Here is a 24251-nt window from a genome sequence, read left to right on the forward strand (position 1 = left end):
CCGTTGTCAGACGGGTTCTTCGATCGGGGATTCCACGGCGTCTTTCGTCGTCAGTCCGGCGACGAGCAGGCGCCAGTAGCCACGCTTGGCGCCGGTGCCGATGTAGACGTCCCGGATGCTCTCCCACATCTCCTTCCGGAATGCCTGCTGGGGGCTTCTGGAGTCGAAGCCATCCATCAGCGCCTTGACCTGAATGTCGGGGCTGCCTTGCCCGGCTGCGACGACGAGGCGTTCGAAGATTGTAAGCTGATCGTTCCCGGCGAGGTGCAGCGGTTCCTTACCCGGAATGTACAGAGTACCGGACTGTGTGCTCGTCCGCACCACCCGCGGTGACACGCCCCCGCGTGCGAGCGAAAGGCTGCTCCGATATGCGAGTTCGAGGCCGTCCCGAGCGAACAGGATCTCATCGTCCGCTGATGCGAGGTGGGACAGGAGCGGCATAACCACGTTCGGGCCGAGGTGCGATGGCATTTCCTCGCTTGCCGCGAGGATGATGCCGACGCCGGCTGAGTTCCGCGCGCGCAGGGCCAGATCCAGCCGCTGCGCCGTTTTCGGATCATTGAGACGCCGGGCGAAATAGATGGGCGCTTCGGTGCCATCGACCTGTATCGTACCGAGAAGGGTCAGGTCAGGGTCGAGAATCTGCGCTGCCAGCCTGCTCAGGAGCGGTTTCATCAGGCGCATGAGCGTCTCGTGAAGCCATTGGGCGTTGATCGTGTACATCTCGACATCGGACGCTGGCCGTTTGCCGGCATCCTCGCCGAACGGGCCTACAATACGGACCATGCCTCCTGTCGCTGACGGCTTGATGGTGCCTTCCCCGTCGAGGTCGTCCTCCTCGATGAGGACCACATCCTGCCGGTCGCGCCGCTCGAGTAGCCCGCCTTCGATCAGTCGGCTCGCGTCGAGCCCCAGTTCCAGCAGATACCCACCGCTGACCTCGTCCTCGACCCGGTCGTGGAGTTGAACCAACTGGGGAAAGATCGCGCGCAGATCGTCGGGTGAAATCTGTCGGAATGCACTGAGAATTCCCCATTCTTTCAGAAGATCGAAGCCGAGGCTGCGATCTTCCGGATCCGCCTTGCTCTGCAGGTTGCAGCTTTTCGTGCCTGCGATCGTGATGTTCAGCGTCCGCTCTTTCTCGTCGCCGACCCGATTATAGGCAACCGCTATCCCGATGCGGCTGAAGGCTTCTGCGCGTTGGAAGATGTTCCCGGCTCCGAGGTACTGGTCAGCCACCTCCTCGATATTGTCCTCGACGGTGACTTTGAGCTGCAGCTTGCGCCCCCAGTGGCCGAGCCGGACCTCTGCTTCCACGACACGGGAAAATTTGAGCTCGTAGCCGTCGATCGTGGGAGGTTGCAGCAGAAGCGAGGTGCGGAACCGCGTGAGATTGTAACGCTTCCAGGTCAGCGGCTTCTGGGAGAGGTCCTGGCCGAGTGCGACTTCGGCAAACGAGTTGCTGACTGTCTGGCGCACCACCGGGTTGTCCGCACAGATCTCGATCTGCCGCAGCGATGGCGTGTAGATCAGCGTCGCCTCGTTCGGTGGTCGGTAGTAAATCGTTGCCCGACGTCCATCGTGTCGGTGGTTGTAAACGCTCGACAGCGGTCCGCCATGCCGGACGATCAGCATGATGGACGCGGGGTGCGCATCGGTGGCGGGCAGATCGAGCGCTTTCACCGTACAGGAAATCTCGGGCTTGAGCTCGAGCAGCTCCTTGATCCTGGTGGCCAGCACCGCCTCGTCGATTCCCACAGCATCGAGAGCAACATGATTTTCGAGATCAACCTCAAAGGCGTCGTAGAGCTTGCCGTGGTCGCGGAACTGCCGGGCAAAATGAAAACTCTCGGCATCCTCGAACGTTTCGCGCGCGTTTAGGTAGACCCAAATGCTCCTGCAAAGCCGATCGGGCTGTCGATCGAACTCCAGCGACTGGTCATCACCGAGCTGCTGCTTGACGATTGTCGTAAGGGACGTGGCACCTTTGCTGTCCGCGAGAGACCGGATTCTACGCGATCGCTGCTCTGCCGGTCGTAATTCGTCCTGATCAAAGTCCGATAGCGTTTGGATGAGCCCTTGTCGAAACGCCTCGACCGCTTCCTCGTCCACTTGATCGGGGCAGTCTTCAGGCAAATTGAAGTCCGGTTCGTTGTCACCCTCTCTGAGAGCAAGAGCTGCCCGGGCAAGATCGATGCGCGCGTCCTCGATCAGTGCCAGGACCTGAGGACCGATAGAATTTGCCTTTCGTGACACCACGCTCACCCCTTTGATCAATTTCCTATTCAGATGATTCGCAATCAATGATTGCTGGCAGCATGGCAGTGCGCAAGGATGATATTCCAGATTTATTCATAGCTTCATGTGAAGCGCCGCGAACCCACTGTCCCGTTTCGCAGGGTCATTTGGCTTTTCCGTCTCAGTACTATCGCTCGACCCAGTCGGGTGCCAGACGGAGATGCCAAGTGAAACGCCCGTACCCGATATATCCCGATCATATGCCTTCGGCCGCACGCCGCGGGCCATGTTTCGCGTTGCCAGACACCAAAGTTGGGGTGGCAGCATGAGCAGAGAAAACGGCATCAATCCGGACATCATGTCCGTGGATTCCCGACTGTCCGAGTTGGGCCGCATCATCGCTGCGGGCATTCTGCGCATGCGCGAACAGTCCAGTCCTTTACCTGCGCGCAGCGGAGATAGTTCGCTCGCTATCCTGCCCGCCAAGAGCGTCAGTCGTCCCCGGGCAAAGGCCCGGATTGGAGAATGATGATGCAAAAACAGGACAATGCGAAGGTGCTGGCCAGGCTGGCCAGGCTGGCCGCGCTGAAGGCGATGACGGTCAGGGAACTGAAAACAGAATGGCAGGGCCTGATGGGATCGGCGGCACCCAACAATAGCCGATCGTTTCTGGAGCAGCGGCTGGCCTACCGCATCCAGGAGCTGACCTGGGGCGGGCCTTCCAAGCCGGTCATTCGACTGCTCGATGCGCTGGCCGACGAGGTTGAGGGCAAGAAGGTCCGTAAGTCGGTGATCAGCGATCCTCGCAATCCGGTGATTGGCACGAGGCTGGTGCGCGAATGGGATGGCGCCGAACACATCATCACGGTGCTGAAGGACGGGTTCGACTGGCAGGGGCGGCGCTACAAGTCCCTGTCGGCAGTCGCCCGCGACATCACCGGCACGCAATGGAACGGCTACCGCTTCTTTGGCCTGCGGGAAAACAGGAAGGACGCCGCATGACGGAGATGACACCCCGGCGGCGACTGCGCTGCGCCATCTACACCCGCAAATCCAGCGAGGAAGGGTTGGACATGGAGTTCAACAGCCTCGATGCCCAGCGCGAGTCCTGCGAGGCCTATGTCGCCAGCCAGCGCGCCGAAGGTTGGGCCTGCATGCGCGAACGCTATGATGACGGGGGGTTCTCGGGCGGGACGCTGGATCGCCCGGGCCTGAAAACCCTGATCGAGGATATCGAGGCCGGGCTGGTCGACGTGATTGTCGTTTACAAGATCGACCGCCTGTCACGGTCGCTGATGGACTTCGCCAAGCTGGTCGAGGTGTTCGACCGGCACGGGGTCACGTTCGTGTCGGTGACGCAGGCGTTCAATACCACTACCAGCATGGGCCGCCTGACACTCAATATCCTGCTGTCCTTCGCCCAGTTCGAGCGCGAGGTCACCGGCGAGCGGATCCGTGACAAGTTCGCGGCCAGCCGTGCAAAAGGCATGTGGATGGGCGGGTTCGTGCCGATGGGTTATGATTTGGTCGCCCGCAAGCTCATCATCAACGATGCCGAAGCCGCCACGGTGCGCGGCATCTTCGAACGGTTCGTGGAGCTGGGCTCGGCGACGACGCTGACCCGCGAGTTGGTGGCGAACGGGACCCTCAACAAGCGTGGGCGCCCGATCGACAAGGGGTTTCTCTACAAGCTTTTCCGCAACCGGCTCTATCTCGGTGAGGCCGTGCACAAGGGCACCAGCTATCCCGGCGAGCATCGGGCCATCATCGACCAGCCGCTGTGGGATCAGGTGCATGCCATATTGCAGGAGAGCCCACGGCAGCGGGCGGCCAACACCCGTGCGCAGACCCCGGCGCTCTTGAAGGGGCTGATATTCACCACCACCGGCATCGCCATGACACCGACCGCTACCAAGAAGGGTGGCCGGCATTATCGCTACTATACTTCGATGGACGCCATCCGGAACCGGGCTGCCGAAGGCACCGACGGGTTCGTCCGGCTCAACGCGGGGATGGTGGAAACGGCCGTAGTCCAGCACATTCGGTCGCTGCTGCGCACGCCAGAGATCGTCACGCGGGCGGTTGAAGGTGCGCGCCGGACTGACCCGACCGTCAACGAGACTGAAGTCGTCACTGCGCTGTCGGACTTCGATGGGCTGTGGGAATCGCTGTTCCCGGCCGAACAGGCCCGCATCGCCCGGCTGCTGATAGAGCGGGTCACGGTCAGCAGCGACGGCCTCGCGGTCGATCTGCGCACCGAGGGTCTCGGATCGATCATCCGCGAAATGGTCACCCCGAAACAGGAGTTGGCAGCATGAGCGCCCCCACCACCATGCGGGTTTTCATCCCGCTCACCATCCGCAAGCGCAACGGACGGCCGAAGATCGTGCCTCCCGCCGACATGGCACCGGATATCGGCGGGGTGGATCCGCATGTGCTGAAGGCGATCGCCAAGGCGTGGAGCTGGCGGCGGAAGCTGGAGAGTGGGGAAGCGGCGACGATACAGGATATCGCGCAAGCCGAGGGCATTTCGGATCGTTATGTCGGGCGCATGCTGCGACTGGCCTATCTTGCCCCGGCCGTGCTGGAAAAGCTCCTGATCCAGCGCATGGCCCCGACCGTGTCGATCAAGGACATGACGGCCGCTGCCGAACTGCCGTGGGCGGAGCAGGAGGCGGTGGTATATGGTCAGGGATAAAGGTCCGCTTCGCCGCTCGATGTGGTCAAACAGGCGGCTCTCGATAGATCCCGAAAGCCGCCAATTTCAGGTTAGTTTCGAGCGTCGCCGATGATTCCAGGAGGTGAAAGCAGCGGGAAGCCGCGCGAGCACATCAAGGCCGGTGTATGGGATCGACCATCGCGCCGGCCGGGCCGACGCGCCGCGCTTTCTAGCTTTCAGTGAAGTCACGATGAATCGTCTTATCGACCGTTCATTTAGCGTACACCGATCGGCAAACGAGAATGTCATCAACAACGCTCCTTCAATCTGTTATCGGTTGGCTGCTTCGTTGAAACTGCAAGAGGATCTGCCGTGGGAGAATATCGCAAGTTATGGTGGACGCTGATCGCGGTCCTCGCCGTCACATTCAGCATATTGGGTTTCTACGGCACCGAATTCTATCGGAAGCCGCCGCCGATTCCGGCGCAGGTCGTATCGGCCAGCGGTACGGTACTGATGACCCGCGGCGATATCCTCGACGGACAGACAGCCTGGCAAAGCACCGGCGGAATGCAACTCGGGTCAATCTGGGGGCATGGCGCCTATCAGGCGCCCGACTGGTCCGCCGACTGGCTGCATCGCGAACTGACCACCTGGCTCGATCTCACTGCGCAGGAGACCGCTGGCAAGCCGTTCGATGCCCTCCAGCCGGGCGAGCAGGCCAAGCTCACCTATTGGCTGGAGCAGGAATATCGCCGCAACACGTACGACCTCGACACCGGCACCTTGACCGTTTCCGACCGGCGCGCTCGGGCGATGGCTGCAGTTGCCGACCACTATCAGCGACTTTACGGCAATGATCCGGCGCTGACCCAGCAGCGCGACAATTACGCCATGAAGGACAACACCCTGCCCGATCCGGCGCGGCGGGAGAACCTGACTGATTTCTTCTTCTGGACCGCTTGGGCTACCGCCACCGAACGGCCGGGAACGAATGCAACCTATACCAACAACTGGCCGCCCGAGCCGCTGATCAGCAATCACCCGACACCCGAAAACATCATGTGGTCGCTGGCATGCGTCATGATTCTGATCGCTGGCGTCGGCGCGCTGGTCTGGGGCTGGGCATTCCTGCGCAGCCACGAGCCCGAACCCCAAGCGCCGAAAAACGATCCGGTCCTCGCCATCGGGCTGACCCCGTCGCAAAAGGCGGTCGGGAAATACCTCTTCGTCGTGATGGCGCTATTCGTCTTCCAGGTGTTCCTCGGCGGCCTGACCGCCCATTACACCATCGAAGGACAGGGTTTTTACGGCATCGACCTGTCATGGCTCCCTTACTCCCTCAGCCGTACCTGGCATGTCCAGAGCGCGATATTGTGGATCGCCACAGCCTTTCTGGCGGCGGGACTATTCCTCGCGCCCGTCATTAACGGCGGCAAGGACCCGAAATATCAGGCGCTTGGCGTCCATATCCTGTTCGCAGCGCTGCTGATCGTTGTCGTCGGTTCTTTTGCCGGCAATTATTTTGCCATCGCCCAGACCATGCCGCCCGAACTCAATTTCTGGCTTGGCCATCAGGGGTATGAATATCTCGACCTCGGCCGACTGTGGCAGATCGCCTTGTTCATCGGCATATTGTTCTGGCTCGGCCTGATGCTGCGGGCGATGATCCCGGCCTTGCGCGGCGACGGGGACAAGAACCTCATCGCCCTGCTGTGCGTCTCGGTTGTCGCCATCGGGCTGTTCTACGGCTCCGGCCTGTTTTACGGCGAACGCACCCACATCACCATCATGGAATATTGGCGTTGGTGGGTGGTGCATTTGTGGGTGGAAGGCATCTTCGAGGTCTTCGCGACCACCGCCTTGGCGTTCATCTTTTCCTCCATGGGGCTGGTGTCGCGCCGCATTGCTACGGCGGCGGCTTTGACCTCAGCGTCGCTGTTCATGGTCGGCGGCGTGCCCGGCACCTTCCACCATCTGTATTTCTCCGGCACCACCACGCCGGTGATGGCGGTCGGCGCGGCGTTCAGCGCGCTCGAAGTCGTGCCGCTGATCGTGCTCGGCTACGAAGCGTGGGAGCATTGGAGCTACCGGACTCGCGCGCCGTGGATGCAGCGGGTGAAATGGCCGTTGATGTGCTTTGTCGCGGTCGCCTTCTGGAACATGCTGGGTGCCGGCGTCTTCGGCTTCATGATCAACACGCCGGTCGCGCTGTTCTATCTGCAGGGCCTCAACACCACCGCCGTCCATGCGCATGCCGCGCTGTTCGGCGTCTATGGCTTCCTGTCGCTGGGCTTCGTGCTGCTGATCCTGCGCTATCTGCGCTCGGAGATATTGTTCAACGAACGGTTGATGAAAACGGGCTTCTGGGCGCTGAATGCCGGTCTGGTGCTGATGATCTTCACCAGCCTGCTGCCAGTCGGGCTGTTCCAGTTCCAGGCGAGCACCAGCGTCGGCATGTGGTATGCGCGCAGCGACACCTTCTTGCAGCAGCCCTTCCTCGAAACCTTGCGCTGGATCCGGACGTTCGGCGATGTCGTGTTCATCATCGGGGCTGTAGCGGTCGCCTGGCAGGTCGTGATTCTGGGCCTGTGGCGAAAGGGTGCTCGCGCATGATCGGGAAAACTGCTGAAGAGAATCGCAGTGCCGAAACACCGATATGCCTCCAAGGCGGGTTCCGGCTGCTTTTCACCGGCGCGGCGCTCTGGGCGCTGGTCGTCGTCGCGCTGTGGGTCGGTGCGCTGGATGGAGCGTGGTCGCTGCCGACCGCGATGGAGCCGCTCGCCTGGCACCAGCATGAGATGCTGTTCGGCTATCTCGGCGCGGTCATCGCCGGGTTCCTGAGCGCGGCCATCCCCAACTGGACGGGGCGGCCAGTAGTGACCGGCTGGCCGGTGGCGGCGTTCGTCGGCCTGTGGGTCGCCGCCCGGCTGGCGGTGCTGTTTTCCGCCTATGTGCCGCCGCTCGTTGGCACCGTGCTCGACGTCGGCTTCCTGCTTGCGCTGTTCGGCTATGCAGCGCGGCAGATATTCGCCGCGCGCAACCGCAACAAGCCGATCCTGATCGTCCTGCTCCTGTTCGCCGCCGCCTGCGGACTGGATCATGCCGCGGCGATGGGGTTCACCGCCGACCCGGCGATCGGCATGCGAGCCGGCTTCGCGCTGATCCTCATGCTGATCGCGATCATCGGTGGGCGGATCATCCCGGCCTTCACCCGCAACTGGCTGGTCCGGCGCGGCCAGACGGACGGGTTGCCGATCATGGCCAACCGGTTCGACCATGCGGTGCTCGCAATCACGGCGATCGCCCTAGCCGGCTGGACACTCGCACCGGCTGCGCATCTGGTGGCCTGGCTGCTGCTTGGCGCCGGCGCGTTGCACGCCGCGCGGCTGACCCGCTGGGCCGGGCTGCGTGCGGTGGCCGACCCTTTGGTGTTCGTGCTGCATGTCGCCTACGCATGGCTGCCGTTGGGGTTGCTGCTGCTTGGCGCCGCCACTCTGTGGCCGATCGTGCCCGTATCGAGCGCGATGCACGCGCTGGGTGCCGGCGCGATGGCGGCGATGACACTGGCGGTCATGACGCGGGCGACGCGCGGCCATACCAGCCGGCCGCTGGAAGCGGACGGCGCGACGGTCGCGGTCTATATGCTGGTCAATCTGGGCGCACTGCTGCGGGTCGCCGCTCCGCTGCTGCCGTTCGACTATATGCTGAGCATTCGTCTGGCCGGCGGTCTGTGGGGCGGCGCTTTCCTGCTGTTCTTATTCATTTACGGGCGTATGGCAATGGAACGGCCCGTCAAATCCTGATCACCGCGCCGGGGGCGTGTCGAACAATATCGTGAGCAGCAACCGTGCATCTTCGACGCAATGAACAGAATGATGATCGCCGCGCTCCAGATAGACCCAGTCCCCGGCGCCGAGTTCAATGTCCGATGGACCCAGTGTGACGTGGCCTTCCAGACAATGCAGCGTCAGATAACCGGACACATGGTGTGGCGGTATGGTTGATCCCGCGGGAACGACGAGGTGAATTGCCTCGAACCGATCCGTTTTGACCAGCGCGGCGGTCCTGGTGGCGCCCCGCTCGACAGCTAACGCCTCCAGATGGATCACTTCGCCGGGCTTTACGTGCTGGAGTGCCATCTCAACTTCCTTCGATATTTGGTACCGAAGGCCTATCAGCTGTCAAAATTTCTGGCGACCAAAATACGTTGGGGATTAGCGGACCGGACTGCCGCACCTTAGCATCTCGAGGCGTCTCCTAGTTCGCACGCCTCTCTGCTTTCTGGTCAATCGCGTAAAAGAAAACAGGTTATTCGACTGCGCTCAGGCGCTGACAGTCACAGGCCCATACGAGCCGCTTCGCTGCAAACCGCCCTCCTCGGGTCTCCGGATGCACGCGGGTGCCGAGCTCTCGCAGAAAATACCCGATGGGGCAACGTCGTTCAACCTGACGTAAATTAACGATATTTTTCGGCCGAACCCTTGATGTGGTCCGGGTGAAAAGAGACAAAGGCTATTTAGAGACTGATTTTTGCGCTTCCGGCAGCATCCGAGGTTCGGACGGCGTAGCCAAAATGGCGCGGAAGCTGGGGGTTTGTGGCCCCAAAAAGACCCATGTCATTGGTTCTCATTCAGATGTTAGCAGACGAAGCGATTATCGAACCTGACACTGTGTCGAGGTCAGCGGCTATTGACTCTGACAAGATGTCAAGCACCAGATTGCAGGCTATTGAAGGAGACGGTTGGTGGCCGAGTCGAACCATAGCGCGCATTCCGGGGCCCATAGCTGTTGTGGTGGGGGCCACGGCGAGGCAGATTCCACGGTCCCCGTTGTCGATCCGGTTTGCGGCATGACCGTCGATCCGCACAAAACTACGCACCATGCGGTTCATGACGGCCACAACTATCATTTTTGTAGTGCCGGGTGCCGCGAGAAATTTGTTGTCGATCCGGAGCGATACCTGAACAAGTCCAATGCACCTGCTGCGGAAAACCCGCAGGGGATGATCTGGACCTGCCCGATGCACCCCGAGATCCGGCAGGACCATCCCGGCGCTTGCCCCATCTGTGGCATGGCGCTCGAGCCGGAACTGGTTAGTGCGGACACTGGGCCCTCTGCCGAACTGACCGACATGTCGCGCCGCTTCTGGATCGCGCTGGTGCTGGCTCTTCCCGTATTTATCCTTGAAATGGGCAGCCATCTGTTTCCGGCGCTGCATCATTTCGTCCCCGTGAAGCTGTCGGCCTGGATCCAGTTTGTGCTGGCGACGCCGGTTGTGCTCTGGGCGGGCTGGCCCTTCTTCGAGCGCGGCTGGGCCTCGCTGAAGACGCGCAACCTCAACATGTTCACGCTGATCGCGATGGGGACCGGCGTCGCATGGGGCTATAGCGTCGTCGCGACACTGGCGCCCGATGTGTTTCCGGCGGCCTTCCGGGCCGCCGACGGGTCGGTCGCTGTCTATTTCGAAGCGGCGGCTGTGATCACCGTGCTGGTGCTGCTCGGGCAGGTCCTCGAACTGCGCGCGCGCGAGCGGACCTCAGGGGCGATCAAGGCGCTGCTCAATCTGGCGCCGAAAACCGCGCGGCGTATAGCCGATGATGGCAGCGAAGAGGAAGTCTCGCTCGACCTGGTAGCGGTGGGGGACCGGCTGCGGGTGCGGCCGGGCGAAAAGGTGCCGGTCGATGGCGTGGTCGAGGAAGGGCGCTCGGCGCTCGATGAATCGATGGTGACGGGCGAATCCATGCCGGTAACGAAAACGGTCGCCGACACGGTGATCGGCGGGACGATGAACCAGAGCGGCGCGCTGGTGATCCGCACCGACAAGGTCGGACGCGACACCATGCTGTCGCGCATTGTCCAGATGGTCGCCGAGGCGCAGCGATCGCGGGCGCCGATCCAGCATATGGCCGATCAGGTCGCCGGCTGGTTCGTCCCCGCCGTGCTTGCGGTCGCGGTCGTCGCCTTCGCCGCCTGGGGCATCTGGGGACCCGACCCGCGCCTGGCGCACGGATTGGTCGCGGCGGTAGCGGTGCTGATCATCGCCTGTCCCTGTGCGCTGGGCCTAGCGACGCCGATGTCGATCATGGTCGGCGTTGGTCGCGGCGCGGGGCTTGGTGTCCTGATCAAGAACGCCGAAGCGCTGGAGCATATGGAGAAGGTCGACACGCTGGTCGTCGACAAGACCGGGACATTGACCGAGGGGAAACCCGCCGTCACCCGGATCATCGCGGCGGATGGTTTCGAGGAACGCGAACTGCTGCGGATCGCTGCCGGTGTCGAACGTGCGTCGGAACATCCCCTGGCGCTGGCGATCGTCAATGCGGCGCTGGATCGGAACATCGACATTCCATCTGTCAGCGGCTTTGATTCGCCGACTGGCAAGGGCGCACTGGGTATGGTCGAAGGCAAGCGGGTGACGCTTGGCAATGCCCGTTTCCTGAGTGAATCGGGGATCGACACCTCGTCCCTCGCGGCGCAGGCCGAGCAGCTTCGTGCCGATGGCGCGACTGCGATTTTCATGGGGCTGGACAGTCGGGCCGCGGGCGTGTTCGCCATTGCCGATCCGATCAAGCCGACCACGGCCGAAGCATTGGCCGCTTTGCGCGCCGATGGCATCAAGGTGGTGATGCTGACCGGCGATAATCGCACGACTGCCGAAGCCGTCGCGCGTCAGCTCGGTATCGATGCTGTCGAGGCCGATGTGCTGCCCGATCAGAAAGCGGCTGTTGTTGTGCGGCTGAAACAGGAAGGACGGATCGTCGCAATGGCGGGCGACGGGGTCAATGATGCACCGGCGCTGGCGTCAGCCGATGTCGGCATCGCGATGGGACATGGCACCGACGTCGCCATGGAAAGTGCGGGCGTAACCCTGTTGAAGGGTGATCTCATCGGGATCGTCCGCGCCCGCCAGCTCAGCCAGGCGACGATGGCCAATATTCGGCAGAATCTGTTCTTCGCCTTCATCTATAATGCCGCTGGCGTGCCGATCGCGGCGGGGCTGCTCTATCCGTTCTTCGGCATCCTGCTCTCGCCGATGATCGCGGCGGCAGCGATGGCGCTGTCCTCGGTCAGCGTCGTCACCAATGCGCTGCGGCTCAATCGGGTGCGGCTGTGAACATCGGCGCGGCCTCGAACGCCAGCGGTGTCTCGCAGCGGATGATCCGCCATTACGAAAAGATCGAGCTGATCCCCGCGCCCCTGCGCCGGGACAGCGGCTATCGCGATTATGCCGATGCCGATGTCCATCGCCTCCAGTTTATCGCCAATGCCCGCGATCTCGGCTTCCCGATCGAGGATATCCGCGATTTGCTTGGCCTGTGGAGCAACAGCCAGCGCGCCAGCGCCGAGGAGAAAGCCCTCGCCATGGCCCGTGCCGAAGAACTGGGTCGCAAGGCAGAGGTCCTTCAGGCGCTACGCCACACGCTGCTGGAACTGGCCGAACGCTGCCACGGCGACGACCGCCCAGACTGTCCAATCATTGAGCGCATGTCTAACCACGCCAACAGCACAGCAAGAAACCGGTAGGGCAAAGCATTTTGCATCCCAGGCCCGGACCAAGCAGGCGCCCTTCAAACAATCTTGCTGTTGGCCGACCCCTCTCGAGCCTCCGGCTATTCTGGAACACCCACCTCGGGTTTTCTGTCGACACGCGCCAGCCGAGATTGGTGCTCAAAGGTACGGCTGCCGTTGATCGGAAAAACCCCGGAAATCCGTCATTTTCTGAACCCGAACCTTTTCCAACGGGGTTCGGGTGAAAAGAGACGAAAGCCGATCGGAGACTGATTTTGGCGCTTCCGTCAGTCTCCGAGGTTCGGATGGCAATGCCAGAACGGCGCGGAAGCTGGGGGTTTTCGACCCCCGAAAGACGCATCTCATTGATTCGCATTGAGATGTTGGCGGAGAGGGAGGGATTCGAACCCTCGGTACCGTTGCCGGCACGCCGCATTTCGAGTGCGGTGCATTCGACCACTCTGCCACCTCTCCGCAGAATGCCGCGATGCCTCGTTCCGCCAGGGAACCAAGCCGGTCACGCCAGGTCGAGGGGCGCCATTAGCGGATGATTCCCGCCTTGCCAAGCAGCCCGAGGGCTATTTTTCTTGTGCATGCGCAATAGCATCTTAAATGGGAAACATGACAAACGCGATTCAAATTTTTGGCGCAGGCGTTACCGCACCGCCGATTGTCCATGCGCGGTTCAGCATAGGCGACGTGGTCAAACATCGGGTGTTCGGATTTCGCGGTGTGATTTTCGACATCGATCCAGTCTTCGCCAACAGCGAAGAGTGGTATGAATCGATTCCCGCCGAATTGCGGCCGGACAAGGAGCAGCCCTTCTATCATCTTCTCGCGGAAAACGGCGAAGCGAGCTATGTCGCTTATGTAAGCCAGCAAAATCTGGTAACGGACGACAGTGAGGAACCCGTGGATCATCCGGCGATCGCCGATATGTTTGGCCCTTATGCGAACGGCAAGTACAAGCTGCGACCGCTCCACCGGCACTAGAAGCGGGGGGATGCAAAGGCGGGCAACGCTTTTGTGCGCGATCCTCCCCCTGCTCTTCCTGCCGGCCTTCGCCCTGTCGCAGGCGGCGGAACCGGATACGTCCCTGGCCCGGGTCAACGCCGATCCCCTCTTCCCCTTCTCTCGCGAGATCGAGGCATTCGCCAAGGCGGAAGAGAAGGATCCGGCGGTTCCCGACGCCGCGCTTTTTCTGGGCAGCTCCAGTATCCGGCTCTGGGACATCCACAGCAGCTTTCCCGACGTCGGGACGGTAAATCGCGGTTTCGGCGGCGCCACCACGCGAGACGTGCTGCATTATTATCCACGGCTGCTGCCTCATGCAAAGCCGCGCTCCGTGATCGTCTATGTCGGCGAAAACGATCTAGCCGGCGGCGCCGATCCGCAGAATGTGGCGCGCGAAGTGCTGGCGTTGCTCAAACGGCTGCGCGCCGATTATCCCAAGGCCCATATCGCCTATCTTTCGCTGAAGCCCAGCCCGATCCGCTGGACGCTCTGGCCCAAGATGGCGGCTGTCAACATGACCGTCGCGGCCCGCGCGCGCGTCCAGCGCTTCGACTATGTGGATGTCGGCAGGACGCTGCTCGCGCCCGACGGCCTGCCGGATGCTTCCCTGTTCCGAAAGGATGGACTGCACATGAACGCGCGCGGCTATGATCGGTGGACCCGCGTTGTCGACGCCTATCTCGACCGCATGCAGATTGCCGATAGCCGGGCCGTCGCGACATCCTGACGCTATCCCCGCGGATTTGACGTCCGGCGGGCAACTTTCCTGTTGCTCCACGGGAAAGCAATATTATTACGAAGCAGGCTAAAGATATAAGCCTGAAGCGGGGGACATCAGTTGACAAGCGATCCGGCCAAAGCCGCACCGATGGCGGAACTCACGATCCGCGGCGTCATTCTGGGCGCGCTCATCACCCTGCTGTTCACGGCCGCCAACGTCTATCTGGGGCTGAAGATCGGCCTCACCTTCGCGACGTCGATCCCGGCGGCCGTCATTTCCATGGCGATCCTGCGACTGTTCGCGACGGGAACGATCCTAGAAAACAATATCGTCCAGACCATCGCATCGGCCGCGGGGACGCTGTCGGCGATCATCTTCGTGCTTCCCGGTCTTGTCATCATCGGCTGGTGGCAGGGCTTTCCCTATTGGCTGTCGGCCTGCACCATCGCGCTGGGCGGCATATTGGGCGTCATGTATTCCGTGCCGCTGCGCCGGGCGCTGGTCACCGGATCGGATCTGCCTTATCCGGAAGGCGTCGCCGCCGCCGAAGTGTTGAAGGTCGGCGCGGGTTCGCGCGAAGGGCTGGAGGAGAACAGGCGGGGCTTGGCCGCGATCGTCATGAGCGCGCTGGCCGCGGCCGGTTTCTCCATCGTCGCCAAGACCCGCCTGATCGCGGAGGAGGCCGGAACCTTTTTCAAATTCGGCGCGGGCGCGACATCGGTGTCCACCAGCTTTTCCATGGCCCTGATCGGCGTGGGGCATCTGGTCGGCCTGTCGGTGGGCGCCGCCATGTTCGTCGGCCTGCTGATAAGCTGGGCCGGCATCGTGCCCTGGCTGACGACGCCTCTGCCCGCCGGCGCGGATCTGGCCGACGTGGTGGGCGCGACATTCCGCACGAAGGCGCGCTTCATAGGCGCGGGGACCATCGGCATCGCGGCGATCTGGACCCTGCTCAAGATTCTCGGCCCGATCGTCGGCGGCATCCGGTCCGCCCTTGCCGCCAACCGGATGCGCAAGGGCGGCAATGCGGGTCTGCTGGAGCTGACCGAGCGGGATCTCCCGATCGGCATCGTCGGCGGCACCATCCTCGCCTCGCTGATCCCCATCGGCATCTTGCTGTGGATTTTCGCGCAGGGCGGGCCGATCGCCGCCAATCCCGTGCCCGTGATCGTGCTGACGCTGGCCTATGTGCTGGTCGCGGGCATCGTCATCGCTTCGGTCTGCGGCTATATGGCGGGCCTGATCGGCGCATCGAACAGCCCGATCTCGGGCGTCGGCATTCTGGCCGTGTTGGGCGCTTCGCTGATCCTCGCGGCGATCTACGGTTCGGGCGGCGATCCGGGCCGGACGCAGGCGCTGATCGCCTATGCCCTGTTCGTGACCGCCATCGTCTTCGGCATCGCCACCATTTCCAACGACAATCTTCAGGACCTCAAGACCGGCCAGCTCGTCGGCGCGACGCCGTGGAAGCAGCAGGTCGCGCTGGTGCTGGGCGTGATATTCGGCTCGCTCGTCATTCCGCCGATCCTCGACCTGCTCAACAGCGCCTTCGGCTTTGCCGGCGCGCCGGGCGCGAAGGCCAGCGCGCTGCCCGCTCCGCAGGCGGCGCTGATCTCCGCGCTGGCGAAGGGCGTGCTGGGCGGCGACCTTGACTGGGGGCTGATCGGCATCGGCGCGCTGATCGGCGCGGTGGTCGTGGCCATCGACGAGCTTCTGGGCAGGACCGGCAAGTTGCGCCTGCCGCCGCTCGCCGTCGGCATGGGCATCTATCTGCCGATGGCGCTCACGCTGTTGATCCCGGTGGGCGCGCTGATCGGCCATTTCTACAACCGCTGGGCGATGCGCCAGGCGAATCCCGATTTCGCCGAACGCATGGGCGTGCTGATGGCCACGGGCTTCATCGTCGGCGAAAGCCTGTTCGGCGTCGCCTTCGCGGCTATCGTCGCCGCCACCAACAGCGACGCGCCGCTGGCGCTGGTGGCGGAGCATCATTGGGCCGCACCGCTAGCGGTGGCGATCTTCGTAGGGGTGATCGCGGCGCTCTACGGCCGGCTGCGCCGCTGGGCCGGCTCGCCGCTAGGGTGAGGGAGCTAGCGATCGGGTAAGGAGCCGCGCGCGGCCCTCCCCTTCACTTCTTCGCGGCGAACCAGCTTTGCAGCGCGGGCTTGAGCCGCGCCCGCGTTTCGATCCGCGTCTGGATGCCCGCTATGGCGCGATCCACGACCTTGCGCGATTCCGGCGTCAGATATTGCGTGGCATAGGCGTCCAGCTTCCGCGCCATGGCCGGGTCCGCCGAACCGCCGCCCAGCCGGGCCAGCGCCTGCGAGCGGGCCGACACGTCGATCAGCGCCTCATATTGCTGGCGATGGGCCAGCACATAGTCGACGGCAAGCATGGGATGCTCATAACCGACCTGTGCGATGATCGCGGCGCTGGTGGTCTTGCCCGGCTCGTCCGTCAGCGCGAGGTCGAGCGCCTGACCGGCGAGCTTCTCATCCTTCGCACCGCCCAGCAGCGCGAAGAGCTGGCTCTTGTCGAGATCGGTCTTCGCGCCGTTCGCCATGGCGCGCAGCCTGTCCCACTTCGCCTGATCGGCGTTCCTCGCGACGATGCCCAGCCAGACATTGCGGAGCGGCCCGTCCAGCGCCGCCGGATCGGAGCCGAGCGCGGCGAAACGCCGATTGGCTTCCGCCACCACCGCCTTGTCGCCGACCGCGCCCAGCGTCGACACGAGGCTGGACCGCAATACCGGCACCTGCGCGCCTTCGCCCGGTTTCGCGTCATAGCCGATGGCGGCCAGAACCGGCATCAGCTTTGCCGAGGCATAGGCGGCGACCCTGCCCTGCGCGGCGGCGTCGCCCTCCAGCATCTGATGAGCACCCTCCAGATAGTCCGGCACCTGCGCCAACACGGCGGGGCTTGCGCTGCCCGGCACCGCGTCCAAAAGGTCGAGCGCAAGGCCCATCGGCTGATAACCGCCAAGGCCAAGCTGCCAATTGTCCGCCAGCAGGCCGATCTGGTCGATGGCGGGGAGCGTCGTGAAATCCTTCGCCAGCGCCCGCACATTGGCGGCCGGGTAGAGCGAGCGATAATAGCCCGACTGCCCCGCATTGACGACATAGGCGCCGCAGCCCGGCAGCGTGATCTGCCCCTTGCCGCTCAGGATCATGCGCTGCGCCGAACCGCCCAGCGTCTGCGCCATGACGGGCACGTTCCAGCGCAGCGGCGTCTTGTCCTTCCGGTCGCGGCTGAATTCGCCCTGGACCAGCGACAATATGGTGTTGCCGCCCTTGCATTGGGCGCTTTCCACCGTGACCAGCGGGATGCCCGGCTGGCTGGTGAAGTCGTGCGCTATGGAGACAAGCCCCTTGGCCCCCGCGCCTTCGACCGCTTTCCACAGGTCGTCGGTCACGGTGTTTCCATAGGCGTGCTGCTTCATATAGGCGCGGATGCCGCTGCGCCACACATCCTCTCCGGCATAGCCTTCCAGCATGGTGATGACGGCTTCGCCCTTTTCATAGGTGATCGCATCGAACGCCTGGTTGACCTGATCGACGGTCGCGATCTTCTGCACGACGGGATGGGTGGTCGCCAGCGCATCCAGCCCCATGGCGCTTTCGCGGCCGCCGACCCGGTTCAGCAGCATTTCCCATTGGGGTTGCAGCTTGTCCGTCACCTTGGTCGCCATCCAGCTCGCAAAGCCCTCGTTCAGCCAGAGGTCGTCCCACCAAGCCATGGTGACGAGGTCGCCGAACCATTGATGCGCCATTTCATGCGCGACGGTTTCGTAGATGCGGCGCTTTTGCGCTTCTGTGGTGAAGCGGGGATCGACCAGCAAGGCGCGCTCGAAGGTGAAGATCGCGCCCCAATTCTCCATGGCGGAGAAGAACTGGCTCTGGCCCGGTCCCGCGACATTGTCCAGCTTGGGCAGCGGGAAGGGGACGCCGAAATAGTCGTTGAACCAGGGCAGGATCGCGGCGGAGGCATCCAGCGCCAGCGCGGCCTTGCCGGTATTGCCCTTGCCGGTGACGACGCCGACTTCGGTGGCGCCGGCCATCTTGGTGGCGCGGTCCAGTTCGCCCAGACCAAAGAACAGCAGGTAGGAGGACATTTTCGGCGTGGTGCCGAACGTCACCTGCGTCTTGCCGTTGCCCAGATCCCGGCTGTCCTTCACCGGCATATTGCCGACCGCCATCTCTCCGGCCGGGACGACGGCCGTCAGGTCGAAGGTCGCCTTGTAACTCGGTTCGTCCCAGCTCGGCACGAAGCGGCGGGCATCGGGCGCTTCGAACTGGGTGAAGAGGGCGCGCTTCGCCTGACCCGCATTGTCCGTATAATCGAGCGCGAAAAGCCCGTTCGCCTGCGTGGCGATGACGCCGTCATAGGCGATGTCCAGCCGATAGCTGCCCGGCGCGAGCGGCTTGCCGAAGTCCAGCGTCACCGTCTGCGCGGCGGCGTTCACGCTGGCGGCCCCCTTCACCGCCTTGCCCCTGGCCGGGGTCAGCGTGACCGCGCCGAAATGGAGGTCGGCCGCGTTCAGCACCAGCGCAGGCATGGCCTGCGATACGGTGATGTCGATCGCCACCTTGCCCGTGAAGGTGAGGGCGCTGGCGTCCGGCGTGACCGTGATCGCATAATGGCTGGGCGCGGCGCCGCGCGGCAACTGAGTCGTCACGGCGGCGGCGAGGCCGGCCTGTCCTTGTGCATGGGCGGTGGCAGCCAGGGCCAGCGGGGCTGCGGCGAGCAGCAGGGGCAGCATCTTTGAAAATGTCATCCGGTTCAGACTCCGACACGTCTTGAACGGCGCAGCCGGGGCGGCCATGCGCCTTGATACAAAGCGGCATCGGCTCTTTCGGTTCGTCGGTCAAGACAGGCGGCCGGTCGCGGGCGGGAAATCGCCGTGCGATTGCGGGCTTGCGCCGTGCCTGTTAGGCGTCTTCCCCTGACAGGACAGCCGTTCGATCCACTGGTAGAAGGAAGTTCATGCGAAATCGACTGACGGCCTTCATCCTGGCGGGCATGGTTCTGGGCGTTCTCACCGGATTTGCCGCCAATCTGTGGGTCGCGGGCGACAAGGCGCTGGCCAAGGACGTGGCGGGCTATTTCCACCTGCTGGCCGATATCTTCCTTCACCTCATCAAGATGATAATCGCGCCGCTGGTCTTTTCCACGCTGGTCGCGGGCATCGCCCATATGGGCGACAGCGCGGCACTGGGGCGGATCGGCGGGCGGGCGCTGGCCTGGTTCGTCATGGCGAGCCTCATTTCTCTGTCGCTGGGCCTCGTCCTCGTCAATTTCTTCGCGCCCGGAGAGGGCCTCAATCTGGTGCGGACGGGCGCGGAATCGGGCGTCAGCACCGAAGCGCTCAACTTCCGCGATTTCATCCTGCACGTCTTCCCCACATCCATGGTGGGGGCGATGGCGGAAAATTCGATCCTCCAAATCGTCGTCTTCTCCCTGTTCGTGGGCGTGGCGCTGACCGCTATCGGGGAAAGGGGCAAGCCCATCGTCGTCGTGATCGAGGCGATGGTCGAGCTGATGTTGCAGGTGACGGGCTATGTGATGCGCGTCGCGCCCTTCGCGGTGTTCGGCGCGCTGGCCTCGGCGATCACGACCGAGGGCCTGGGCGTGCTCAAGACCTTCGGCGAGCTGGTCGGCGAATTCTACCTGTCGCTGCTCGCGCTGTGGGTGCTGCTGTGCCTGGCGGGCGGGGTTTTCCTGGGCAGGCGGATCCTGACGCTGCTGCGCTATGTGCGCGAGCCGGTGCTGATCGCCTTCTCCACCGCCTCGTCCGAAGCGGCCTATCCCAAGATGCTGGAGCAGCTCGACCGCTTCGGCGTGCCGCGCCGGATCTACAGCTTCGTGCTCCCGCTGGGCTACAGCTTCAACCTCGACGGGTCGATGATGTATGCGACCTTCGCCACCATCTTCATCGCGCAGGCCTATAATATCGACCTGCCGATCATGACGCAGATCACCATCCTGCTGGTGCTGATGGTGACGAGCAAGGGCATCGCCGCCGTGCCGCGCGCCTCCCTGGTCGTCATCGCGGCGACTCTGGGCCAGTTCAACCTGCCGGTCGAAGGGGTCGCCTTCATCCTGGCGGTCGATCATTTCATGGACATGGGCCGCACCGCGACCAATGTGCTGGGCAACGCCATCGCCACGTCCGTCATCACCAAATGGGAAGGGATGCTGGAGGTGGAGGAACCGGAATATGCGGCGCCGCTCAAGGCGCCTGCCCATACCCCGTCCCATGGCCGGGCCGGGCTGGAACTGGCCGAGGACATGGTGGATGATGAGCAACGGGGCTGAACGCGTCAGCGGGCGGCTTTCGCCGCCTGCGCCCACCAGAGCAAGGTGTCCGCGAACTTCGGGAAACCACGTTCCAGCGCCGCGCCGCCGTCGCCCCGCGGCCGTCCCGCTTCATCCAGCGCATCGCCGATCTGGCCGACGCTGAGCCGTTCGGGGATCACCGTCATGCCCATGGCGGACAGCGTCACCTTCCAGTCGGCATGGCTGTTGACGCCAGCAAAACGGCCTGTCGAATAGCTGGCGATGGCGGCGGGGCGGCGGTCGAATTCCTTGAGATAATGATCGACCAGATTCTTGAGGCCCGGTTGGACGCCGCGATTATATTCGCCCGCGACGAACACGAAGGCATCGGCGGCGGTGAGGCGCCGGGCAAGGGCGGACATGGCGGCGGGCGCTTGTCCCGGTGGATAGTCGCCATGGCGCAGGTCCAGCATCGGGAGGCCGATTTCCTTCGCGTCGATCAGTTCGGCGCGATGGCCCAGTTCCGCAAAAGCAAGAATGAGATAGTCAACTAAACGGATTCCCAGACGGCCGCGCCTGTAGGAACCGTATAGGACGAGTATGTCGAGCGCCATGCGGGCCTCCCTTGTTGTAGGAAGTGTCGCACTGGCGCGCGGCGGCGTCCAGCCTTAGCGCAGCTTCGCGATGGAAAGCCCGTCCTGCTTGGCGCGGGCCTTCACCGATTCCTCGCTGCGGGTGAGGGCCTTGGCGATCGCCTTGAGCGCCATGCCCTTCTTCGCGAGCGTATGGAGCTTTTGCAGCTCGTCCGCCGTCCAGGGTTGCTTGTGGCGCTCGAAGCGATCTCCGGCCATCCCGGATCAGTCCGCGAAGGGGTCGCGCACGAGGATGGTGTCCTCGCGTTCCGGGGACGTTGAAACCAGCGTGACCGGGCAGCCGATCAGTTCCTCGATCCGGCGGATATATTTGATCGCCTGCGCGGGGAGTTCGGCCCAGCTGCGGGCGCCTGCGGTGGTGTCCTGCCAGCCTTCGATGCTTTCGTAGATCGGCTGCGCCTTCGCCTGATCCTGCGCGTGGGCGGGAAGATAGTCGTAGGTCGTCTCGCCGATCTTGTAGCCGACGCAGATTTGCAGTTCGTCGAACCCGTCGAGCACGTCGAGCTTGGTGAGGGCGATGCCGGTGACGCCCGACACGGCGACCGACTGGCGCACCAGAACCGCGTCGAACCAGCCGCAGCGGCGCTTGCGGCCCGTCACCGTGCCGAATTCATGGCCGCGCTCGCCCAGGCGCTGGCCGGTTTCGTTTTCCTGCTCGGTCGGGAAGGGGCCGGAACCGACGCGGGTGGTGTAGGCCTTGACGATGCCGAGCACGAAACCCGCGCCCGAAGGACCAAGGCCGGTGCCGCTCGCCGCCGTGCCCGCCACCGTGTTGGAGGAGGTGACGAAGGGATAGGTGCCATGGTCGATGTCGAGCAGCGTGCCCTGCGCGCCTTCGAACAGGATGCGCTTGCCCTGCGCCTTCGCCTGATTGAGCGTCAACCAGACCGGCTTGACGAAGGGCAGGATGAAGTCCGCAATGTCGCGCAATTCCGCCATCAGGGCGTCGCGGTCGATAGGCGCTTCGTTGAACCCGGCGCGCAGCGCGTCGTGATGCGCGGTGAGGCGGTCAAGCTGCGGGCCGAGATCGTCGAGATGGGCAAGGTCGCACACGCGAATGGCGCGGCGGCCGACCTTGTCCTCATAGGCGGGGCCGATGCCCCGGCGGGTGGTGCCGATCTTGCCCGCGCCCGACGCATCCTCGCGCAGGCCGTCAAGGTCGCGGTGGAAGGGCAGGATCAGCGGGCAGGTTTCCGCGATCTGGAGATTGTCCGGCGTGATGGCGACGCCCTGCCCCCTGAGCTTGGCGACTTCTTCGCGAAAATGCCATGGGTCCAGAACGACGCCGTTGCCGATGACGCTCAGCGTGCCGCGCACGATGCCAGAGGGGAGCAGCGAGAGCTTGTAGACCTTCTCTCCCACGACCAGCGTGTGGCCCGCATTATGGCCGCCCTGAAAGCGCGCGACGACGTCGGCGCGTTCCGACAGCCAGTCGACGATCTTGCCCTTGCCTTCATCGCCCCACTGGGCGCCGATCACCGTAACATTTGCCATGGATATAGTCCTTCGCCCCGCCGCGCGGACCCGGCTTGCCCTTCGACGGGACTCGGCAAGCGGGCGGAATAGGGTGGGCGCGTGTCGCCCCGTGCGGGCCGGCGGTTAGCCGCGCCAGCCCCGTAAAGTCAAGTCAGTAAGCGCGCGGCTCCGCGCCGTCGAGCCAGTGGGAACAGCGCAGGCGCTCCCCATTTTCATCGCCGGTCAGGGCGGCAATCGTATGCCAGCCCTCGCCGCGCAGCGCGGCGGCGCGGTCCGCATCATGGCCGAGGGGGAGGAACAGCCGCCGCACCGGCTGGCCGCCGAAACCGGCATCGATCAGCGGATCGGGATAGAGGGAAAAGCCCATGGCCGGTTCGTCCGTGCCGTCGGCCCGGGTGATGGCGTAGCTGCCGCCCCGGCCGATTTCACCGATGAAGCCGTCCGCGAAGACCGAGAAGCCGAACCAGTTCTGATATTCAAAGCCGTGGCGCTCCGTCGGATCGAGCGTCAGGGTGATGTCCCAGCCAATGGGCTTGGCGATGGCGCGCAGGCCCGCGATGCGGCTGTCGATGGCGCCGCCAAGCTGCGCGTTCAGGGCTTCCAACCGCTCCATCGCGGCGTGGAAGGGGCCGGTCGCCTCGATCAGCGGGAGATAGGCGGCGGCGGCGGGGCTGATCGCGGCGAGCGCGCCCGCATCCTTGGCGTCGAGTTCGTGGCGGACGGCTTCGATCTCCTGCGGGTCGAGCGGCAGGGAGCCGGCCGCCAGCGTGTCGATCAGGTCCGGCAGGGTGAAATCGATGGTGAGGCCGGTGACGCCCGCCGCCTGCAATGCCTCTATCGCGACATTCACGATCTCGACGGCGGCGGCGACGCTGTCGCTGCCGATCAGCTCCGCGCCGACTTGCAGATGCTCGCGCTCCGGGCGAAGCTGGTTGGCGCGCAGGCGCAGGACCGGGCCGGAATAGGAGAGGCGCAGGGGGCGCGGCGCGCTGGCAAGGCGGGTGGCGGCGATGCGGCCGACCTGCGCGGTCATGTCCGGGCGGAGGGCCAGGCTGCGCTGCGAGACCGGGTCGATGGCGCGCACCAGATCCTGCGCGCGCATGGATTTGAGGCGGCCGACCAGCGTGTCCTCAAACTCCGCGAGCGGGGGCATGACCCGCTCATAGCCGTGGGTCGCCACGGTATCGAGCACGCGGCGCGCAAGCCGCGCGGAGGCTTCCGCCTGCGGCGGCAGGCGGTCGGACAATCCTTCAGGCAGGAGGCCGGGGGGAAAGCTCATAGCCCCCTCCTCCCTTGGGGAGAGGGGGCATCGCGCAACGCTTGAGCAATCACACTCAACACTCCCTCCATATTCCCCATCACGTCAGGATTCGAAAAACGGATCACACGATACCCCAGCGATTCCAGAAACTCCGTTCGCCGCGTGTCATAGCGATCTTCGGCGGAATGTGTATCCCCGTCGATCTCCAGGATGAGTCTGGCCGCTTTGGAGGCGAGATCCACGATATAGGGCGCGATGATCGCCTGGCGGGTGAATTGGCGATTTTCGAAGCGGTTGGCCCGCAAGGCGAGCCAGAGTTTTTGTTCGGCGGGTGTGAGGTTGGAGCGCATGGATTTTGCGCGTTCCTTCAAGGTTGCATCCAGACGCATCGGCGCTCCCCCTCTCCCAACCCTCTCCCCGAGGGGAGAGGGCTTTGCCGGC

Annotated in this window: 20 protein-coding genes and 1 tRNA gene; 12 read left to right on the forward strand and 9 right to left on the reverse strand. The window is 63.9% G+C overall.

Translation table 11 applies throughout. The annotated features are described in order from the left end of the window. Window positions 1-6: 6 nt before the first annotated feature. Complete coding sequence (locus IQ35_RS10315) at window positions 7-2265, reverse strand: hypothetical protein (protein WP_145073181.1); 2259 nt, start codon at window positions 2263-2265, stop codon at window positions 7-9. A gap of 298 nt (window positions 2266-2563) precedes the next feature. Between IQ35_RS10315 and IQ35_RS10320 the strand changes: the two genes are divergently transcribed. The 6 genes from IQ35_RS10320 (at window position 2564) to IQ35_RS10345 (ending at window position 8703) form a co-directional block, all read left to right on the forward strand. Continuing rightward, entirely contained in the window at window positions 2564-2767 is a 204-nt protein-coding gene (locus tag IQ35_RS10320) for a hypothetical protein (protein ID WP_145073184.1), read from the forward strand. Continuing rightward, complete coding sequence (locus IQ35_RS10325; RefSeq protein ID WP_242003319.1) at window positions 2764-3240, forward strand: DUF2924 domain-containing protein; 477 nt, start codon at window positions 2764-2766, stop codon at window positions 3238-3240. Before IQ35_RS10320 ends, IQ35_RS10325 begins: the two co-directional genes overlap by 4 nt. Next, on the forward strand, window positions 3237-4556 hold the full coding sequence (locus tag IQ35_RS10330; protein ID WP_145073187.1) for a recombinase family protein: 1320 nt from the start codon (window positions 3237-3239) through the stop codon (window positions 4554-4556). The genes IQ35_RS10325 and IQ35_RS10330 overlap by 4 nt, the downstream gene beginning before the upstream one ends. After that, window positions 4553-4936: a hypothetical protein gene (locus IQ35_RS10335; RefSeq protein WP_021245831.1), complete on the forward strand. Its 384-nt coding sequence runs from the start codon at window positions 4553-4555 to the stop codon at window positions 4934-4936. The genes IQ35_RS10330 and IQ35_RS10335 overlap by 4 nt, the downstream gene beginning before the upstream one ends. A 333-nt stretch (window positions 4937-5269) precedes the next feature. After that, window positions 5270-7513 carry a nitric-oxide reductase large subunit gene (locus IQ35_RS10340; protein WP_021245830.1) on the forward strand — a complete coding sequence of 748 codons (2244 nt, stop codon included), beginning with the start codon at window positions 5270-5272 and terminating at the stop codon, window positions 7511-7513. Next, entirely contained in the window at window positions 7510-8703 is a 1194-nt protein-coding gene (locus IQ35_RS10345; protein ID WP_145073190.1) for an NnrS family protein, read from the forward strand. Before IQ35_RS10340 ends, IQ35_RS10345 begins: the two co-directional genes overlap by 4 nt. Here the strand turns inward: IQ35_RS10345 and IQ35_RS10350 are convergent, their stop codons facing one another. Next, window positions 8704-9039, reverse strand: a complete 336-nt coding sequence (locus tag IQ35_RS10350) for a cupin domain-containing protein (protein ID WP_021245828.1) — start codon at window positions 9037-9039, stop codon at window positions 8704-8706. A 710-nt stretch (window positions 9040-9749) separates the two neighbouring features. On the opposite strand from IQ35_RS10350, the gene IQ35_RS10355 reads away from it, so the two are divergent. Then, complete coding sequence (locus IQ35_RS10355) at window positions 9750-12014, forward strand: heavy metal translocating P-type ATPase (RefSeq protein ID WP_242003320.1); 2265 nt, start codon at window positions 9750-9752, stop codon at window positions 12012-12014. Continuing rightward, window positions 12011-12424 (forward strand): Cu(I)-responsive transcriptional regulator, encoded by a 414-nt coding sequence (gene cueR, locus IQ35_RS10360; RefSeq protein ID WP_145073195.1) that lies wholly within the window; start codon window positions 12011-12013, stop codon window positions 12422-12424. Before IQ35_RS10355 ends, cueR begins: the two co-directional genes overlap by 4 nt. A 369-nt stretch (window positions 12425-12793) precedes the next feature. Here cueR and IQ35_RS10365 read toward each other — a convergent pair. After that, window positions 12794-12883, reverse strand: a tRNA-Ser gene (locus IQ35_RS10365). Between the two features lie 147 nt (window positions 12884-13030). Between IQ35_RS10365 and hspQ the strand changes: the two genes are divergently transcribed. The 3 genes from hspQ to IQ35_RS10380 all read left to right on the forward strand — a co-directional run bounded on the left by hspQ (window position 13031) and on the right by IQ35_RS10380 (window position 16229). Beyond that, window positions 13031-13402, forward strand: a complete 372-nt coding sequence (gene hspQ / locus IQ35_RS10370; RefSeq protein ID WP_021245463.1) for a heat shock protein HspQ — start codon at window positions 13031-13033, stop codon at window positions 13400-13402. After that, window positions 13359-14150, forward strand: coding sequence for a GDSL-type esterase/lipase family protein (locus tag IQ35_RS10375; RefSeq protein WP_145073198.1), 792 nt, complete (start codon window positions 13359-13361; stop codon window positions 14148-14150). Before hspQ ends, IQ35_RS10375 begins: the two co-directional genes overlap by 44 nt. Before the next feature lie 141 nt (window positions 14151-14291). Then, a complete protein-coding gene (locus IQ35_RS10380; RefSeq protein WP_184204886.1) occupies window positions 14292-16229 on the forward strand; it encodes an OPT family oligopeptide transporter in 1938 nt (645 codons plus the stop codon). Between the two features lie 43 nt (window positions 16230-16272). Here IQ35_RS10380 and IQ35_RS10385 read toward each other — a convergent pair whose 3' ends face one another. Further along, window positions 16273-18918, reverse strand: coding sequence for a M1 family metallopeptidase (locus tag IQ35_RS10385; protein WP_145073204.1), 2646 nt, complete (start codon window positions 18916-18918; stop codon window positions 16273-16275). Window positions 18919-19127: 209 nt separating this feature from the next. On the opposite strand from IQ35_RS10385, the gene IQ35_RS10390 reads away from it, so the two are divergent. Then, entirely contained in the window at window positions 19128-20459 is a 1332-nt protein-coding gene (locus IQ35_RS10390; RefSeq protein WP_021245467.1) for a dicarboxylate/amino acid:cation symporter, read from the forward strand. 5 nt (window positions 20460-20464) lie between these two features. Here the strand turns inward: IQ35_RS10390 and IQ35_RS10395 are convergent, their stop codons facing one another. From IQ35_RS10395 to IQ35_RS10415, 5 genes are all read right to left on the reverse strand, one after another. Beyond that, a complete protein-coding gene (locus IQ35_RS10395; protein ID WP_145073207.1) occupies window positions 20465-21034 on the reverse strand; it encodes an NADPH-dependent FMN reductase in 570 nt (189 codons plus the stop codon). A gap of 54 nt (window positions 21035-21088) precedes the next feature. Further along, on the reverse strand, window positions 21089-21271 hold the full coding sequence (locus IQ35_RS10400; protein WP_021245469.1) for a hypothetical protein: 183 nt from the start codon (window positions 21269-21271) through the stop codon (window positions 21089-21091). A gap of 6 nt (window positions 21272-21277) precedes the next feature. Next, entirely contained in the window at window positions 21278-22567 is a 1290-nt protein-coding gene (locus tag IQ35_RS10405) for an adenylosuccinate synthase (protein ID WP_021245470.1), read from the reverse strand. Between the two features lie 133 nt (window positions 22568-22700). Beyond that, window positions 22701-23828 (reverse strand): ATP phosphoribosyltransferase regulatory subunit, encoded by a 1128-nt coding sequence (locus IQ35_RS10410; RefSeq protein ID WP_021245471.1) that lies wholly within the window; start codon window positions 23826-23828, stop codon window positions 22701-22703. Next, window positions 23825-24199 (reverse strand): endonuclease domain-containing protein, encoded by a 375-nt coding sequence (locus IQ35_RS10415; protein WP_021245472.1) that lies wholly within the window; start codon window positions 24197-24199, stop codon window positions 23825-23827. Before IQ35_RS10415 ends, IQ35_RS10410 begins: the two co-directional genes overlap by 4 nt. Window positions 24200-24251: the final 52 nt, after the last annotated feature.

The sequence above is a fragment of the Sphingobium wenxiniae genome (genome assembly GCF_007830065.1).
Classification (GTDB): Bacteria; Pseudomonadota; Alphaproteobacteria; order Sphingomonadales; family Sphingomonadaceae; genus Sphingobium; species Sphingobium wenxiniae.

What these genes read in the sequence shown, in the direction of transcription:
- IQ35_RS10320 (WP_145073184.1), top strand. Translation starts at nt 2,564, where the DNA reads ATGAGCAGAGAAAACGGCATCAATCCGGACATCATGTCCGTGGATTCC.
- IQ35_RS10325 (WP_242003319.1), top strand. Translation starts at nt 2,764, where the DNA reads ATGATGATGCAAAAACAGGACAATGCGAAGGTGCTGGCCAGGCTGGCC.
- IQ35_RS10330 (WP_145073187.1), top strand. Translation starts at nt 3,237, where the DNA reads ATGACGGAGATGACACCCCGGCGGCGACTGCGCTGCGCCATCTACACC.
- IQ35_RS10335 (WP_021245831.1), top strand. Translation starts at nt 4,553, where the DNA reads ATGAGCGCCCCCACCACCATGCGGGTTTTCATCCCGCTCACCATCCGC.
- IQ35_RS10345 (WP_145073190.1), top strand. Translation starts at nt 7,510, where the DNA reads ATGATCGGGAAAACTGCTGAAGAGAATCGCAGTGCCGAAACACCGATA.
- IQ35_RS10350 (WP_021245828.1), bottom strand. Translation starts at nt 9,039, where the DNA reads ATGGCACTCCAGCACGTAAAGCCCGGCGAAGTGATCCATCTGGAGGCG.
- IQ35_RS10355 (WP_242003320.1), top strand. Translation starts at nt 9,750, where the DNA reads ATGACCGTCGATCCGCACAAAACTACGCACCATGCGGTTCATGACGGC.
- hspQ (WP_021245463.1), top strand. Translation starts at nt 13,031, where the DNA reads ATGACAAACGCGATTCAAATTTTTGGCGCAGGCGTTACCGCACCGCCG.
- IQ35_RS10375 (WP_145073198.1), top strand. Translation starts at nt 13,359, where the DNA reads ATGCGAACGGCAAGTACAAGCTGCGACCGCTCCACCGGCACTAGAAGC.
- IQ35_RS10380 (WP_184204886.1), top strand. Translation starts at nt 14,292, where the DNA reads ATGGCGGAACTCACGATCCGCGGCGTCATTCTGGGCGCGCTCATCACC.
- IQ35_RS10385 (WP_145073204.1), bottom strand. Translation starts at nt 18,918, where the DNA reads ATGACATTTTCAAAGATGCTGCCCCTGCTGCTCGCCGCAGCCCCGCTG.
- IQ35_RS10390 (WP_021245467.1), top strand. Translation starts at nt 19,128, where the DNA reads ATGCGAAATCGACTGACGGCCTTCATCCTGGCGGGCATGGTTCTGGGC.
- IQ35_RS10395 (WP_145073207.1), bottom strand. Translation starts at nt 21,034, where the DNA reads ATGGCGCTCGACATACTCGTCCTATACGGTTCCTACAGGCGCGGCCGT.
- IQ35_RS10400 (WP_021245469.1), bottom strand. Translation starts at nt 21,271, where the DNA reads ATGGCCGGAGATCGCTTCGAGCGCCACAAGCAACCCTGGACGGCGGAC.
- IQ35_RS10405 (WP_021245470.1), bottom strand. Translation starts at nt 22,567, where the DNA reads ATGGCAAATGTTACGGTGATCGGCGCCCAGTGGGGCGATGAAGGCAAG.
- IQ35_RS10410 (WP_021245471.1), bottom strand. Translation starts at nt 23,828, where the DNA reads ATGAGCTTTCCCCCCGGCCTCCTGCCTGAAGGATTGTCCGACCGCCTG.
- IQ35_RS10415 (WP_021245472.1), bottom strand. Translation starts at nt 24,199, where the DNA reads ATGCGTCTGGATGCAACCTTGAAGGAACGCGCAAAATCCATGCGCTCC.